The organism is Pseudomonas sp. PA1(2017) (assembly GCF_001945375.1).
GTDB lineage: Bacteria > Pseudomonadota > Gammaproteobacteria > Pseudomonadales > Pseudomonadaceae > Aquipseudomonas.
Genome location: NZ_MSXU01000015.1, coordinates 161,514 through 175,649 on the forward strand (window position 1 = coordinate 161,514; position 14,136 = coordinate 175,649).

A 14,136-nucleotide genomic window follows, 5' to 3' on the forward strand; every position below is an offset into this window, starting at 1 on the left:
CCGTAGCTCGGTTGAGCGCAGCGATACCCAGGAACACCCTCTCTCAGTCGATCAGGCCATTGGCGTCATAGAACGGATACGGGCCCGGGTATTCGCCGAACACGCCGGTGTGGGTGACGAGGCCATGCTCCACGTGCCAGTGGTGCAGCAGGTAGCCAGGCGGCTCCAGGTTGAAATGCGCCGGTGCGCTGGGCTGCAGGTCGAGCACGATCTGGTGGGAAACACCGGGGCACACACAGCTGAGGCTACCGGCGAAGCGCCGCTGGATCGGGCGATGCAGGTGCCCGCAAAGCAGCCGTTCCACCTGCGGGTGGCCGCCAATCAGCCATTCCAGCGCCGCCGCATTGCGAAACGGCTCGCGGTCCATATGGCCGATGCCGCTGATGAACGGCGGGTGATGCAGAACCAGCACCGTCGGCACCTGCGGGCGCAGCGCCAGCTGAGCATCCAGCCAGCGCAACTGGCTGTCTTGTAACTGCCCTCCATGGCTGCCAGGAATCGTCGTATCGAGACCGATCAGGCGCACGGGATGGGTATCGACCACCCAGTCCAGCGGCGCCTCGGGCGATTGCGGGAGATAAGCATGATCGGCGAAGGCTGCCAGCAGATGCCCGCGATCATCATGATTACCCGGCACCAGGTAATAAGGCATGGCCAGGCGCTCCAGCTCGGGGCGCAGCACGGCGTATTCGTCCGGGTGGCCGAAGTCCACCAGGTCACCGCTGATAAGCACGATATCCGGGCGCGGCTGGCTGGCGTTGAGGTGGTCGACCGCGCGGCGCAGCGCCGCCAGGGTATCGACCACTCCGTAACTCAGCTTGCCGCCGGCCTTGAGGTGCAGGTCGCTGATCTGCGCGATCAGGAAGGTCGAAGCGTTGGGGATGACATCAGGCATTGAGGCTGAACACACGTTGGGGCTCGACGGCCAGGTTGATCCAATCGCCAGGGGCGTGCAGGCGGTCGTCGCTGCTGTCCACCGACAACGGCTGCGCGCCGCCCACGTCCACCAGCAGGCGGCTTTGCGCGCCCTGGAAGAATTGCCCGAGCAGCCGCCCGCGCACGTGACCCGGAGCGCTGGTCACCCGCAGATGCTCGGGGCGGCAATACAAGGTGCCCGGCAATTCGCTGGCACTCCAGGGCAACTCGCCGCCGTTGACCTGCACGCCGTTGTCGGTACGGCCGAGCACCACGAAGGCATTCAGGGTGCCGATGAAATTCGCCACGAAGGCATTGGCGGGCTGCTGGTAGAGCGCTCGCGGCGTGGCGAGTTGGGCAATGCGGCCACGCTCCATGACCAGAATCCGATCGCCCAGGGCCATGGCCTCACCCTGGTCATGGGTGACGAACACGGCGGTAATGGCCAGCTCGCGCAGCAACTGGTCCAGCTCACTACGCAGGCGCTCGCGCAACTGGGCATCCAGGGCTGCCAGCGGTTCATCGAGCAGCAGCACCCGCGGGCGTGGCGCCACGGCGCGGGCCAGGGCGACGCGCTGGCGCTGGCCGCCGGAGAGTTCATGGATGGCGCGGTGGCCATAGCCTTGCAGGCCGACCAGCTCGAGCAACTCGGCGCAGCGCCGTTCGCGTTCGGCGCGGGGCATCTTGCGCACCTTCAGGCCATAACAGATGTTGTCGGCCACGCTGAGGTTGGGAAACAGCGCGTAGTTCTGGAACACCATGCCCACGTCGCGGCGCTCGATGGGCAACTGGGTGACATCCTGCCCGGCGAATGACACCTGCCCGGCATCCGGCCGCTCGAGCCCGGCGATCAGGCGCAATGTGGTGGTCTTGCCGCAGCCGGACGGGCCGAGGATGGCCAGGGTCTCGCCAGCGTGGATTTCCAGGCTGAGGTCGTCCACGGCGACGGTGCCATCGGCGAACGCCTTGCGGCAGTTGTGCAGGCGAATGGAGGTAGCGGTCATCGTTGGTCTCCACGGGACAGGCGGGCGCTGATGGCCTGCAGGGCGATCAGCAGCGGCACGATCATCAGCAGGAACAGCAGGGTGTAGGCGCTGGCGACTTCCAGCCGCGCCGAGGCGTAGCTGTCGGCCAGACCCACTGGCAGGGTCTTGGTCATCGGCGTGTGGAGCATCCAGGTCAGGTTGAACTCGCCCAGCGACAGGGTGACGACCATCAGCACGCCGGCGAGGATGCCGGCCCTGCAGTTGGGCACCACCACGGTGAAGAAGCGGCGCAGCGGGCCGGCGCCAAGGCTGGCGGCGGCATCTTCCAGGGTCGGCAGGTTCTGGCGCTGCATCACCGCCATCACCGGGCGCACCAGAAACGGCAGGGTGAACAGCACATGGCCGACCAGAATGAACAGCCAACTGCCGCGAAAGCCGCCGAGATGACCGTAGGTGAGCAGCAGCGCCAGAGCACTGGCCAGGCCGGGCATCGCCACCGGCAGTACCATCAGCTCCTCGAAGGCGCGACTGAAGCGGTTGTTCATGCGCACCAGGGCGTAGGCCGCCGGCACGCCGATCACGCAGACGCACAGGGCACAGGCCACCGCCAGTTGCAGCGACAGCCACACCGTCGGCGAATAGGCCTGCCAGACCTGCAAGAGCCAGTCGAAGGTCAGGCCGCTGGAAAGGCCCTGGAAATAATTGCGGGTAAGCCCGGCGAGCAGCGACAGCAGCACCGGCACCAGCATGAAGGCGCAGACCAGGCAGGTGAAGATCAGCTGCGCGGCAAACAGCGTCGAGCGTTTCATAAAAGCCCTCCAGACTGGCGCACCCACTTCCTGACCACCAGCAGCACTGCCCAGGTCAGCGCGCCGAGGATCACCGACAGCGCCGCCGCCACACTGAAGTTGGCGTAGTTGGTGAATACGTTGTAGATCGCCACCGGTGTGACGTTGAGCTGGGTACCGAGAGTAAACGCGGTGCCGAACGCGCCCATCGAGGTGGCGAAGCAGATCGCCCCACAGGACACCAGCGCCGGCATCAGCCCCGGCACGATCACGTCCCACGTGACCCGCCAGTGGCTGGCGCCAAGCGAGCGGGCGGCCTCCTCCAGACTGGCATCGAGGCTTTCGCTGGCGGCCATCACGGTGAGGATCACCCGCGGGATGGAGAAATACAGGTAGCCGAGAAACAACCCGGCCAGCGAGTAGGCGAAGATCCAGCGCTCACCCACCAGGCCCATGCCCAGCGCGGCGAAAACGCCCTGGCGGCCAGCCAGCAGAATCACCAGAAAGCCCACCACCACACCGGGGAAGGCCAGGGGAAAGGTCAGCAGGGCGACCAGCGCCGAACGGCCGAAGAAACGCTGGCGGGCGAGAAACACCCCGCTGATGCTGCCCACCAGCAACGCCGCCAGGGTCACCGTGGCGGCCAGCACGCTGGTCTGCGCCAGGCTGCTCAGATATTGGCCGCTGCTCAGCACCTGCCAGTAGCCACTCGCCTCACCGCGACTTTCGCCGCCGAGCAGCACCAAGTGGGCCAGCGGCAACAACCAGAACGCCAGTAGCACCGCGGCTGCCGGCACCAGCGCCACGGCCGCGCCAGGTCGCCAGCGCCGCAGCGACCGGCTGTCGGCCCTCACGGTAGCGTGGTTGCTCAGCGCGCCGCTCACTTCAGCGCACCTCTTTCAGGTAACGCGCAGCGAAGGCTTCCTGCACCGCGGCCATCTTCTGGTAATCCACCACACCGGCCCGGGCATAGTCGCTTTCCGGCAGGAAGCGCGCCGCCACCTCGGCGGGCATCTGCACCGGGCGCACCGGCCGCAGGTAGGCATTGGCCCACAGCGCCTGGCCTTTGTCGGACAGCACGAAATCGAGCACCTTCTCGGCGTTGGCCCGGTGCGGAGCGTTTTCCACCACGCTCATCACGTAGGGCACGCTGATGCTGCCCTCACTCGGAATCACGAAAGCGACGTTGGCCTGGTCCTTGTAGCGCGCACGGTAGGCGTTGAAGTCGTAGTCGACGAGGATCGGCAGCTCGCCGGACAGCACCCGCGCATAGGCGGTCTGCTTGGGCACGATCGGCGAATTGCCGGCCAGTTTCTTGAAGTAGTCGATGGCCGGGGTGAAGTCGTCGAGGTCGCCGCCCATGGCGCGGTTGATCGCTACCGCCGACACGTAGCCGACGAAAGCGCTGGACGGGTCGAGATAACCGACCATGCCCTTGTACTCGGGCTTGAGCAGGTCGGCCCAGCTTCGCGGCACCGGCAGGCCGCCCAGTGCGTCGACGTTGACCATGATGCCCAGGGTGCCGGAATGGATGGCGAACCAGTGCCCTTCAGGGTCTTTCAACCCGGCGGGAATATCGTCCCAGCCCTTAGGCTTGTAGGTACCGACCACCCCGGCGCTCTGCGCCTGCAGGCCGAAGGTCACGCCGTAATACACCACGTCGGCCATCGGTGCGGCGCGCTCGGCCACCAGCTGCGCCAGGGCCTGGCCGGAATTCTTGTTGTCCAGCGGCACCTTCACACCGGTGTCTGCGGCAATGGCTTGAAGCTGGGCGCCCCAGTCCGCCCACTCCGGTGGGCAGTTGTAGCAGATCGCCGTTTCGGCGGCGTGGCTCAGGCTGGCGGTACCGCACAGCAACAGAGCCGCAAGGGTTTTACGCAAGCGGATCATCGGACGTCTCCTCGAGGGGGCGGATACTCTCGCCTGGCCGGATATGGCACGGCAGGCAGTGGGAAGCGGGGCTGGCACCGGCGATCTGCGCCAGCAGCTGGTCGATCACCCTGTGCGCCAGCTCGGTGATGGGCTGCACCACGCTGCACAGCGTTGGGTGCATCTGCATGCCCAGGGCGATGCCGTCGAAACCCATCACCGAGAGCTGACGGGGCACACTCCAGCCATTTCGACGCAGCACGTTGATCAGGCTGATGGCCAGCAGATCGTTGGAACAGAGCAGCGCGCTGGGCGCCTGCGGGCCGTGCAGCCAGGGTTCGATGGCGGCGAAGTCGGCCTGGGTGTGGGCAGGCATCTCGATCAGCGGCAGCGCCGGTAGCCCGGCCGCGCGCATGGCGTCCTGATAGCCGGCGTAGCGCAGGCGCGCACGATCCGACTGCAGCGCCGAGCCGGCGACCATGCCGATGCGCCTGTGGCCGGCCTCCAGCAGATGCCGGGTGGCCAGGGCCATGCCGGCGCGGTTATCCACCGACACGGCGCTGTACTCGGCATCCTCGGGCTGGTGGTAGGCCAGCACGAAGGGTGTGTCCTCGTGAGTCAGGCTCTGCAGCACGTGGTTGCTGCGCGCATCGGTCACCGTCAGCACCAGGCCGTCGACACGCTGGCGCAGCAGTTCCTCGACCACGTCGCTCTCGCGCTCAGCCTGGTAGTCGGTGGTAGCCAGCAGCAGGTTGTAGCCCCGCGCACGCGCCGCCTGCTCCATGGCCTGGACTTGCTCGGCGAACACCGGGTTGAGCAGGTTGGGCACCACCACGCCGATCAGTTGGGTGGTCTGCAAACGCAGCTGCCGGCCCAGGCGGTTGGGGCGAAAACCCAGCTGGCGCGCCGCGGCGAACACCTGCTCACGGGTATGCGGGCGCACCATATCCGGCGAGGCGAATGCCCGCGCGGCGGTGGCCCGCGAAACGCCTGCCCTGAGGGCAACCTCTTTCAGATCCGTCATGCTCGCTCGCTTTGAGATCGATCTCATTGGCGAGCAACTTAGCGAGCGCAGATGGCAGTCGCGCGACGAAGGGATGACAGTTCGGTTTCAGAACGCTTTCCAATTGCCCAGCGAGAGAAGTATCACTAAAGTGATACTTCATCCACGCACCGAGTCCTCTCATGAAAGTCGAGTTGGTCACCAACCTGAAGCGACAGGCCACCAAGATCCTTGCCGACCTTCACGAATCCAAGGAACCTGTTCTGATCACCGAGCACGGAATACCCTCGGCCTATCTGGTGGATGTCGATGACTACCAGTTCATGCAGAAGCGCCTCGCCCTTCTGGATGCCCTGGCCCGCGGCGAACGGGCCGTGATCGAGGGCGATACCGTCAGCCATGAACAGGCCAGGCAACGGCTGAGCAAATGGCTGAAATAGTCTGGACAAATCCCGCCCTCGAGCAACTCGACGATCTGGCGCAGTACATTGCCCTGGACAAACCCGATGCCGCTCGCGCGCTGGTCAGGAAGGTGGTTGAAGCGGTCGGGCGTTTGGCGGAGTTCCCTCTGTCAGGCCGCACCCCTGACGAGCTGCCAAACTCGGTGTATCGCGAAATCGTCGTCCCGCCCTGCCGGGTTTTCTACCGCGTTTCGGATACGACGGTATTCATCATTCACGTCATGCGAGAGGAACGGGCGCTACGCGCTCATATGCTCGAATGAGCGTCATTGTGACGTCATGGATGAGTGTTGATCCGCGCACGCAGCAATACCCAGGAATACCGTCTTTACAACGTCAGGGTAAACCGCGACAGCAGCGCGCCGGGCAGCGCCATCGAGCCGGTTTGTCGCGCGCCATAGGTGCCACTGGGCAGCAGCAGCTCGGGCTCACGGGTCAGGGCTTCCAGGTTCGCGCCGAGGAAGTCGAACAGCGAGTCGTCGAAGCGCATGGTGTCCACCGGCGCCCTGATGCGACCGTCCTCGACCCAGAAGGTGGCGAAGCGGGTCATACCGGTCAGGCGCCCGGCCGGCAGGTCGGAGAAGTTGGCGTACCACAGGTTGCCGATATACAGCCCGGTGCCGAGGCGCTGCAGGATCTCGCCCTCCTCCAGCTCGCCGCCGTGCAGGTGCAGGGAGAACGGGTACTCGCCGCTGCCCGCGCCGTTGGCGATCAGTCCGTGTTCGGCGGCGCTACGCGAGCTGACCAGGCGCTCGCCCGCCTTGCCCTGGCTGACCAGACGCAACGGCTGGCGTGGCCCCTCGCGGGTAAAGGCCGGCGCCAGGCCGCCTTCGATGCGCTCGTCGAGCGTCACTTTGTCGCTCAAGCTGGCGCTGCCGGCGAACAGCCGCTGCAGCGGGCTGCCACCGGTGGCCAGCGCTTCGGCGGAAAAGCCCCAGGCGAACAGCCCGAACAATTCCTCCAGCGCCGCTGGCGTCAGGTAGGCGCGATAAGCCCCCGGTTTCAACTCATGGGCGGGTTTGCCCAGATGCTCCAGTTGCTCACGGGCGAACGCCAATTTGCGGGCGAAAGCCTGGGCGTCCCATTGCTCGCCGGCATAGCTGCTTTTCACCGCCTGGCCGTTTTCGTGGAACAGGCTGAACTCGAAGTTGAAGCTGCTCGCCGCGTGCCAACCGAAGGCGCCCCAGGAGCTGGCGAAGCCCTGATACTGCGGCCCGGCGGCGTAGAAACCGACCAGGTCCAGCCCGGCGGCTGCCTCGTTGATTTGCTCGATGGCAACCTCGCTGTGCTGGGCCGCGTCCCCCGCCGCGGTCTCGTTGCGCCAGGCTTCGCGGTTCAGGCGCAGGTAGGGGTCATCGGCGAGCGTCGGCAATACCGCACGCAGGCGCTGCAGCGCCTGGTCGAGGCGCGGTAGGTCGTCATCGATCACCCCGCTCAAGGCCAGTTCGAAGTCGCCATGCCGCTCGCCCTGATACAGGGCCAGGGTGGCGTACACCTGCTGCACCTGGCCGGCCTGGCGCACGCGGGCGTGGTTGAAGCGGATGAAGTCCGAAGCCTCGGCCTGGTACTCCAGGGTAAAGCCCTCGCCGGCCTGCAGCCCGGCGTTCAGGTGCGCTAGCAGCGCCTCGAAATGCTGACGTGCGTTCATCAGGCTGCCCCTCCAAATACGTCGACATCGGCGAACACGCACGCCGGCGTGGCGTGGCCGACGCGGATCACCTGGTTCGGCTCGCCCTTGCCGCAATACGGCGTGCCCAGCACCTCGAAGGTACTGGCGTCGCCGACCGCCTTGAGGTTGCGCCAGAACTGCGCGGAGATGCCGCGGTAGTTGGGGTTCTTCACCACGCCCTTGAGCTCGCCGTTGTCGATCAGCCGGCCCCACTCGCAGCCGAACTGGAATTTGTTGCGCGCGTCATCGATCGACCAGGAGCGGTTGTTGCTCATCAGAATGCCGCGTTCGATGCCGCCGATCAGCTGCTCCAGGCGCTGGTTGCCGGGCTCGACATTGAGGTTGGCCATGCGGTCCAGGGTCGGGCGGTTCCAACTGCAGGCGCGGCTGTTGGCGACGCCCTCCAGCCCGCTGCGCCACTGCGACAGCGCGCCACCGAGCGGCCGCTGGAGGATGCCCTCGCGGATCAGGTATTGGCGCTGCGCCGGGGTGCCGTCGTCGTCATGGCGATAGCTGGCCAGCTCGCCCGATACCGTTGGGTCGAAGGTCACGTTGAGCAGCGACGAGCCGTATTGGTAACTGCCGAAATCCTCCTGGTGGATAAAACTGGTGCCGGCAAAATTGCGCTCGTCACCGAGGATGCGATCCAGCTCCAGCGGATGGCCGATGGACTCGTGGATCTGCAGGATCATCTGGTCCGGCATCAACAGCAGGTCGCGGTGACCGCTCGGCGTATTGGGCGCCAGCAGCAATTGCAGCGCCTCGTCGGCGATACGGCTGGCGGTGCCGACCACGCCCAGCTCGTCGATCACCTCGGCACCGCCCTGGCGCGCCAGGTGGGTGCCGCCAAAGCTGCGGCTCTGGCTGTCGGCGCCATCGCTGGCGGTAACGGCCAGCTGCGGGAAGACGTAGTGCTGGGCGCGGCGCAAACGGGCGCCAACGTTGTTCAGGTAAATCTGCTCGGTGGCGGTGAAGGTCAGCCCGGCGTACCAGTCCACCAGCCGCTCATCCCGCGGTACCCGCGCCGACTCCGCCGCCAGCAGCTCGTACCAGTGCGCCGGGCTGGCCAGGCTGCGCTCATAGCCGGGCATCACGTCATCGGCCTGCTGATGAGGCACCGCCAGCTCATGCAGATCGAGCAGATTGCGCCCTGCCAACTGCCGCGCCAGCCGCTCGGCCTTGTCGAGCGCCGCTTGCAACCCGGTCTGGCTGAGATCACTGGTCGCCGCATAGGCCTCCACCCCGGCCACCCGCACACTGAGCATGGCCCCCGCATCGTCCGAAAACGACGGCGCCCGCGCCACATTGCGACGCACCCAATAGCGCTCGGTGGTCTCCCGCACATGGCGCAGCGACCAGAAATCGGCGGTGGAGTGCAGGGTGGCGAAGCGGCGTACTAGGGTTTCGCTGAAGGCGAACATGGTGGCTCCCTTGGTGGGCGACATAGGGAGGCAGTATGGGAAGGATTGGCAGTATGGGGCAACCAGGGAGAAAGCGGGAGCGGCGTAGACAGATGGCTATTTGATGGCTTAGTGTCAGAGCCGACTTTGTATTCAGTTCGATTAACAATAGTTCGCGCCTTGTAACGACGGTCTACCTGTTATCGCTATGGTGGATGAGAAAAGCGTCATCCTCCCTACTTGCTGGCAAGGCTGGCAGACCATGGCAATCAATGACTTCTACCTAGATTCCACAATCAAACAGCAACCAAAAAACGCTAAGGCAGCCAAATGCAAAGCAACGAACTATATGAATTCATGAACCAATTAAAAACCCAATTAACTAGCGAGTATCGCCGCATACAAATTCGGGCAAAAGAAGACCCAGGGACTGCGGGGGACGAAGGTGAAAATAACTGGGCAGAACTACTTAGATCCTGGCTCCCATCCAACTATCAAGTTGTTACCAAAGGCCGAATAATCAACCATACGGGCGAGGCAAGCCCACAAGTCGATGTATTAGTATTACATCCAGCATATCCTCGTCACTTAATGGAGAAAAAATACTATTTAGCAGGCGGAGTAGTGGCGGCATTTGAATGCAAGCTCACGCTAAAAACAGCCCATCTGAAAAAAATATTCAGCAATGCATCAAAGATAAAGCGCCTATACAAACCTCGAACCGGCACCCCATATCACGAGCTTCACCAACCAATCATATACGGTGTCCTAGCGCACTCGCACAGTTGGAAAAAAGGGAAAGAAGGATGTGCATTCACAATCCTCCGAAGCATATTGAAAAACCAATACCAAGATATTGAACATCCTAGAGAGATGCTTGACATCATTGCCATTGCCGACACAGCCACTTACAAACTAAACAAGGAGGTGTTAATCGGACCGAGCATTCCAGAACAAGAATTCCAGAATGGATTTTTTAGTGATAGCGATCTCACCGACGGAGTCGGCGTAGGATATACATGCGGCTGGGATGAATCTAGCAAACCTTGGTATGGAACGACCCTGGGCCGGCTTGTGTGCTATTTAATGGAGCGAATGGCTTATGAAGACCCTTCCCTTCGTCCGATGGCCGAATTCTATGTAATGTCCGACTTAGATACAGGCGGCATTTCTTGCCCAGACCTCTGGAAATCAGATGCAGTATTTACCGATCATGTACTAAACGAGTTAAGGACAGTAGGAACCGATGAAAACAAATGGTCGCTACGTTCAACTCACTATTAATACGCCTATATCTGGGCAAGTAGGGTGGACAACGCGAAGCTTGTCCACCGCATTCAAAGCACCTGACCAGAATTAAATCACCTCCCCCCTGACCCAAGCCTTGCCCCACCAAGCCCTTCTCCTTACCTTGTCCGCTCGCCTTTACCTGTCTTCAACCGCGAGTTCGACCCACCATGAAAAATCCAAAAATCAGCGCCATCACCACCTTGCTTATCGGCCTGTCAGGTTTTGCCCAGGCTCAGGAAACGCCATCGCACCTGGACAAAGTGCTGGAGAAGGGACAGCTGGCGGTGTGCACCACCGGCGATTACAAGCCTTATACCTTTCTGCGCCAGGACGGCGGTTACGAAGGCATCGATATCGAGATGGCCCAGTCGCTTGCGCAGAGCCTCGGTGTGAAGGTGCAGTGGGTGCCGACCACCTGGAAAACCCTGATGCCGGATATGGTGGCGGGCAAGTGCGATATCGGCATGGGCGGCATTTCGGTGACGCTGGAGCGCCAGAAGAAGGCGTTTTTCAGCGGCACTCTGGATGTGGATGGCAAGATTCCCCTGGTGCGCTGTGAAGACGTGTCGCGCTACCAGACCGTCGAGCAGATCAACAAGCCAGAGGTGCGCCTCATCGAGCCGGCCGGCGGTACCAATGAAGCTTTCGCGCGGGCCTATCTGCCCAAGGCGCAGCTGAACTTCCACGACAATAAGACCATCTTCCAGGAGCTGCTGGACAAGCGCGCCGACGTGATGATCACCGACTCGTCCGAAGCCCTGTACCAACAGAAACGCATGCCCGGCCTGTGCGCAGTCAACCCGACCGCCTACATGCAATACGGTGAGAAGGCCTATCTGCTACCGCGCGACGACATGACTTGGAAGAGCTATGTGGATCAGTGGTTGCATTTGAGCAAGGCCACCGGCGCGTATCAGAAAACCCTCGGTCACTGGCTGGCCGTGCCGGGTCAGTGATTGGATCGCGCCTGCGCAGCGCGCAGGTGCGATCAGATGGCAGGTTAGAAGCTCACGTCCACCTTGGCCCACAGCGTGCGCCCCGGTTCGTTGATCCGTTGCGGATCATCGGCCAGGAAACCGAAACCGGAGTTACCGGCCAGGTTAAGGTGCTCGCTGTAGGTCTTGTCGAACAGGTTATCGAGGCCGGTGCTGACCTTCAGCGTGTCGCTGAACCGGTAGGCCGCGTTGAGGGAAAATACCGCGAAGCCGCTGCTGTCGCCGAAGTCCTTGCCCACCACGTTGCCCTGCCCCTCGCTGACCCGATGCTGAGCGGCGACCACGCGCCACAGGGCGCCGGCGCTCCAACGCGGCTGTTCGTAGGCCAGCCCCAGACGCGCCTCGAGCGGCGGCATCTGCGCCAACGCAGCACCGCTGCTGCTGTTCTTGCCCCAGGCATAGGCCAGGGTCGCGTCGCTCGTCCAGTGATCGGTCCACTGGTAGCGGGTTCCCAGCTCACCGCCCATGATCCGCGTATCGACGTTGTCGGCCCGCGAGGTGCTGCCCATCATCCCCGTGGTGTAGGTGTAGAGGATGTAGTCGCGAACCTGCCCGACGTAACCGGAAACCCAGGCGTCCAGACGCTCGCTCCGATACTGCAGGCCAACGTCCAGCTGGGTGGTTTTTTCCGGCTGGATACCCTCGAAGGCATTCGCCGCACCTTGGGGCCCCATGGTGGGCGAGAACAGCTCCCAGTAGTCGGGCATGCGCTGCACATGACCGAGCCCTGCGTACAGGGTGGCAGGCCAGCCGCTCAGGTCGTGCTCGTAGCGAGCGAAGCCGCTGGGCAGGGTTTCGGCACGGCTGACGCCAGCCGTTGGATTGGGCCGGCTGCCCATCATGCCGCGGATGCTTTGCCGGTAGTCCTTGGCCCAGGCGCGATCGAGGCGCCCGCCAGCAATCACGCGATCCCCCTCGGCCACGTGCCAGGTGGCTTCGGCGAAAGCCCCGTAGTTGTGGAAGCCGGCGTCCTTGTTCCAGGCGAAGGCACTGGCAGGCGTGAGGGTGGCGCTCATCATGTCGTAGCTGGAGCGTCTGGCACGGCGCTCGCTGCGCTGGGCATCGACGCCGGCGATCAACTCCACGTCCTGCCAGGTGAGCGTCGCAGCAAGGCGACCGCCCAGGGTACGGCGGTCGACGTTCGACGCCATTGGCATGGGCATGCTGCCGGTGGCATCCGGCGTGCGCAGGCTGTAGTTGTCCATCACGTGGTCGGCATAGTTGTAGTAGAGGTTGCCTTCGACCTTGCTGAGCAGGCCACCCAGGTTTTCACGGTGAAAACGCAGGCCGAGGCTTTCGCGCGCCAGCTTGCTGGCATCCATGCCACGCCCGGCATAGCGCGACTCGCCGTCGCCACGGCCAGCACTGACTTCGATCAGGGTGTCGGCATCCGGCGTCCAGCCGAGGGCGACGTCGCCACTCCACTTCTCCCAGCGTGACGGCAGGGTGTCGCCGTTGCCATCGCGGTAGTCGTCGGCGCGCGCCTGGCTGCCGATTACCCGCATATAGCCCTGCTCGCTGCCCACGGCGCCATCGACCAGCTTGTCGAGGCGCCCACGGGAGCCGACCAGCAGGCTGGCATCCAGGCGGCTGCCCGGTTCGGCGAAGCGCTCCGGCTCACGCTCGAAACGCACGGTGCCTGCCGAAGCGCCAGGCCCCCACAGCACGGTCTGCGGGCCTTTGATGACCGTCAGTTGGTCATAGGTGGCAGGCACGATGTACGAGCTCGGCGCGTCCATGCGCGAGGGGCAGGCACCGATCATCTGGCCACCGTTGGCAAGCATGTTCAGGCGCGAGCCGAACATGCCGCGCAGCACCGGATCGCCATTGCTGCCGCCGCTGCGAATGGCGGAGAAGCCGGGAATGGTCTTCAGGTAGTCGGTGGCATCGGTGGCGGGTACTGGCTGGCGCGGCGCCTTGGGATCGGTGACTACCTTTAGCGGTGAGTCCTGCTGCACGGCGGTAATGACGGTGGCTTGCAGCTCGTGATGCTGGTGCGGCTCGCCAGCCAGGGCGGTGCCAGCGAAACCGAGCAAGGTGCCAAGGCTCAGGGCCTGGCGCAAACGTAGGCTCATGGGGTGGAGCTGAAAAGCGTTGCAGCGATTGGAAATGGTTGTCATGTTCAGGCATTCCTGATGCAAACGGTACGAAACGCGGCGCCGGAAGGGCGTTGCGCTGGTATGGGATCAGGAGTTTGTTGACGGGCAGGCGGGCACGCGGCCCTTGTCGGGTGGATTGGAGCGCGTAGCTGACGCTCTTTCATCCACCCGCCAACGTCCAAATGGTGGTCGGATAAGGCGTCGTCCACCCTAGGCAAAGCCACAGCCGTTTCGTCAACAGACTCAGGCGATCAGGAAGACCGGAGAGGCGCGGGGATTGGCCGACGGCCATACGAAACGCGGCGGTGCCTTGCCCTGCGGCGCACGTGCGAGGCGCAACGCTCGCTTGGCACGCGGCAGCCAGGCCAGCGCGAACAGCAGGGCAAGGCCCATCACCGCTGCCGAGCACAACGGGCACTGGACGGTGCTCATCAGTGCGTCGGCCGGCACCACGGTGGAGGCATCGGTGGCATCGCCATGCAGGGAGCAGAATTCACCACCCAACCCGCTCAACTGCAGGCCGGCCCCCTGGCCGTGGTGAATGGCACAGGCGAGCATCGCGAACAGGATGCTGGCGTACAGCACCCAGGCGATCAGCGAGCGATCCTGGCGGGCGATTTTCATGGCGGCGACTTTACGCTAACCCGCCCGCTCCGCGGCG

General features: G+C 63.9%; 14 protein-coding genes. 4 read left to right on the forward strand and 10 right to left on the reverse strand.

What is annotated here, in order from left to right:
• Positions 1 to 43: 43 nt before the first annotated feature.
• Genes BVH01_RS21395 through BVH01_RS21420 form a run of 6 tightly spaced genes read right to left on the reverse strand, consistent with a single transcriptional unit; the run spans position 44 to position 5,582 of the window.
• Entirely contained in the window at positions 44 to 895 is an 852-nt protein-coding gene (locus tag BVH01_RS21395; RefSeq protein WP_075932263.1) for a phosphodiesterase, read from the reverse strand.
• Positions 888 to 1,919, reverse strand: coding sequence for an ABC transporter ATP-binding protein (locus BVH01_RS21400; RefSeq protein WP_075932264.1), 1,032 nt, complete (start codon positions 1,917 to 1,919; stop codon positions 888 to 890). The genes BVH01_RS21395 and BVH01_RS21400 overlap by 8 nt, the downstream gene beginning before the upstream one ends.
• Positions 1,916 to 2,710, reverse strand: coding sequence for an ABC transporter permease (locus tag BVH01_RS21405; protein ID WP_075932265.1), 795 nt, complete (start codon positions 2,708 to 2,710; stop codon positions 1,916 to 1,918). The genes BVH01_RS21400 and BVH01_RS21405 overlap by 4 nt, the downstream gene beginning before the upstream one ends.
• Positions 2,707 to 3,561, reverse strand: coding sequence for an iron ABC transporter permease (locus tag BVH01_RS21410; protein ID WP_256562829.1), 855 nt, complete (start codon positions 3,559 to 3,561; stop codon positions 2,707 to 2,709). Before BVH01_RS21410 ends, BVH01_RS21405 begins: the two co-directional genes overlap by 4 nt.
• A 13-nt stretch (positions 3,562 to 3,574) precedes the next feature.
• Positions 3,575 to 4,579: an ABC transporter substrate-binding protein gene (locus BVH01_RS21415; RefSeq protein WP_075932266.1), complete on the reverse strand. Its 1,005-nt coding sequence runs from the start codon at positions 4,577 to 4,579 to the stop codon at positions 3,575 to 3,577.
• Positions 4,563 to 5,582, reverse strand: a complete 1,020-nt coding sequence (locus tag BVH01_RS21420) for a substrate-binding domain-containing protein (protein WP_075932267.1) — start codon at positions 5,580 to 5,582, stop codon at positions 4,563 to 4,565. The genes BVH01_RS21415 and BVH01_RS21420 overlap by 17 nt, the downstream gene beginning before the upstream one ends.
• A 161-nt stretch (positions 5,583 to 5,743) precedes the next feature.
• On the opposite strand from BVH01_RS21420, the gene BVH01_RS21425 reads away from it, so the two are divergent.
• Both BVH01_RS21425 and BVH01_RS21430 read left to right on the forward strand, forming a co-directional pair.
• Positions 5,744 to 6,001: a type II toxin-antitoxin system Phd/YefM family antitoxin gene (locus BVH01_RS21425; protein ID WP_075932268.1), complete on the forward strand. Its 258-nt coding sequence runs from the start codon at positions 5,744 to 5,746 to the stop codon at positions 5,999 to 6,001.
• Complete coding sequence (locus BVH01_RS21430; protein WP_075932269.1) at positions 5,989 to 6,285, forward strand: type II toxin-antitoxin system RelE/ParE family toxin; 297 nt, start codon at positions 5,989 to 5,991, stop codon at positions 6,283 to 6,285. Before BVH01_RS21425 ends, BVH01_RS21430 begins: the two co-directional genes overlap by 13 nt.
• 65 nt (positions 6,286 to 6,350) lie before the next feature.
• Here BVH01_RS21430 and BVH01_RS21435 read toward each other — a convergent pair whose 3' ends face one another.
• Both BVH01_RS21435 and BVH01_RS21440 read right to left on the reverse strand, forming a co-directional pair.
• Positions 6,351 to 7,670 carry a TldD/PmbA family protein gene (locus BVH01_RS21435; protein ID WP_075932270.1) on the reverse strand — a complete coding sequence of 440 codons (1,320 nt, stop codon included), beginning with the start codon at positions 7,668 to 7,670 and terminating at the stop codon, positions 6,351 to 6,353.
• Positions 7,670 to 9,112, reverse strand: coding sequence for a TldD/PmbA family protein (locus BVH01_RS21440; protein ID WP_075932271.1), 1,443 nt, complete (start codon positions 9,110 to 9,112; stop codon positions 7,670 to 7,672). The genes BVH01_RS21435 and BVH01_RS21440 overlap by 1 nt, the downstream gene beginning before the upstream one ends.
• Positions 9,113 to 9,421: 309 nt before the next feature.
• Here BVH01_RS21440 and BVH01_RS24570 point away from each other — a divergent pair, with 309 nt between their 5' ends.
• Entirely contained in the window at positions 9,422 to 10,375 is a 954-nt protein-coding gene (locus BVH01_RS24570; RefSeq protein WP_075932272.1) for a DUF6602 domain-containing protein, read from the forward strand.
• A gap of 173 nt (positions 10,376 to 10,548) precedes the next feature.
• Positions 10,549 to 11,337, forward strand: a complete 789-nt coding sequence (locus tag BVH01_RS21450; RefSeq protein ID WP_075932273.1) for a transporter substrate-binding domain-containing protein — start codon at positions 10,549 to 10,551, stop codon at positions 11,335 to 11,337.
• A 44-nt stretch (positions 11,338 to 11,381) separates the two neighbouring features.
• On the opposite strand, the gene BVH01_RS21455 is transcribed toward BVH01_RS21450, so the two are convergent.
• Both BVH01_RS21455 and BVH01_RS21460 read right to left on the reverse strand, forming a co-directional pair.
• Positions 11,382 to 13,496, reverse strand: a complete 2,115-nt coding sequence (locus BVH01_RS21455; RefSeq protein WP_075932274.1) for a TonB-dependent copper receptor — start codon at positions 13,494 to 13,496, stop codon at positions 11,382 to 11,384.
• 222 nt (positions 13,497 to 13,718) lie between these two features.
• Positions 13,719 to 14,099 carry a DUF2946 family protein gene (locus BVH01_RS21460; protein ID WP_075932275.1) on the reverse strand — a complete coding sequence of 127 codons (381 nt, stop codon included), beginning with the start codon at positions 14,097 to 14,099 and terminating at the stop codon, positions 13,719 to 13,721.
• Between the last annotated feature and the right edge of the window lie 37 nt (positions 14,100 to 14,136).

Bases quoted from the DNA above. Each gene is read 5' to 3' on its own strand.
- BVH01_RS21395 (WP_075932263.1), bottom strand. From the start codon at position 895: ATGCCTGATGTCATCCCCAACGCTTCGACCTTCCTGATCGCGCAGATC.
- BVH01_RS21400 (WP_075932264.1), bottom strand. From the start codon at position 1,919: ATGACCGCTACCTCCATTCGCCTGCACAACTGCCGCAAGGCGTTCGCC.
- BVH01_RS21405 (WP_075932265.1), bottom strand. From the start codon at position 2,710: ATGAAACGCTCGACGCTGTTTGCCGCGCAGCTGATCTTCACCTGCCTG.
- BVH01_RS21415 (WP_075932266.1), bottom strand. From the start codon at position 4,579: ATGATCCGCTTGCGTAAAACCCTTGCGGCTCTGTTGCTGTGCGGTACC.
- BVH01_RS21420 (WP_075932267.1), bottom strand. From the start codon at position 5,582: ATGACGGATCTGAAAGAGGTTGCCCTCAGGGCAGGCGTTTCGCGGGCC.
- BVH01_RS21425 (WP_075932268.1), top strand. From the start codon at position 5,744: ATGAAAGTCGAGTTGGTCACCAACCTGAAGCGACAGGCCACCAAGATC.
- BVH01_RS21430 (WP_075932269.1), top strand. From the start codon at position 5,989: ATGGCTGAAATAGTCTGGACAAATCCCGCCCTCGAGCAACTCGACGAT.
- BVH01_RS21435 (WP_075932270.1), bottom strand. From the start codon at position 7,670: ATGAACGCACGTCAGCATTTCGAGGCGCTGCTAGCGCACCTGAACGCC.
- BVH01_RS21440 (WP_075932271.1), bottom strand. From the start codon at position 9,112: ATGTTCGCCTTCAGCGAAACCCTAGTACGCCGCTTCGCCACCCTGCAC.
- BVH01_RS24570 (WP_075932272.1), top strand. From the start codon at position 9,422: ATGCAAAGCAACGAACTATATGAATTCATGAACCAATTAAAAACCCAA.
- BVH01_RS21450 (WP_075932273.1), top strand. From the start codon at position 10,549: ATGAAAAATCCAAAAATCAGCGCCATCACCACCTTGCTTATCGGCCTG.
- BVH01_RS21455 (WP_075932274.1), bottom strand. From the start codon at position 13,496: ATGACAACCATTTCCAATCGCTGCAACGCTTTTCAGCTCCACCCCATG.
- BVH01_RS21460 (WP_075932275.1), bottom strand. From the start codon at position 14,099: ATGAAAATCGCCCGCCAGGATCGCTCGCTGATCGCCTGGGTGCTGTAC.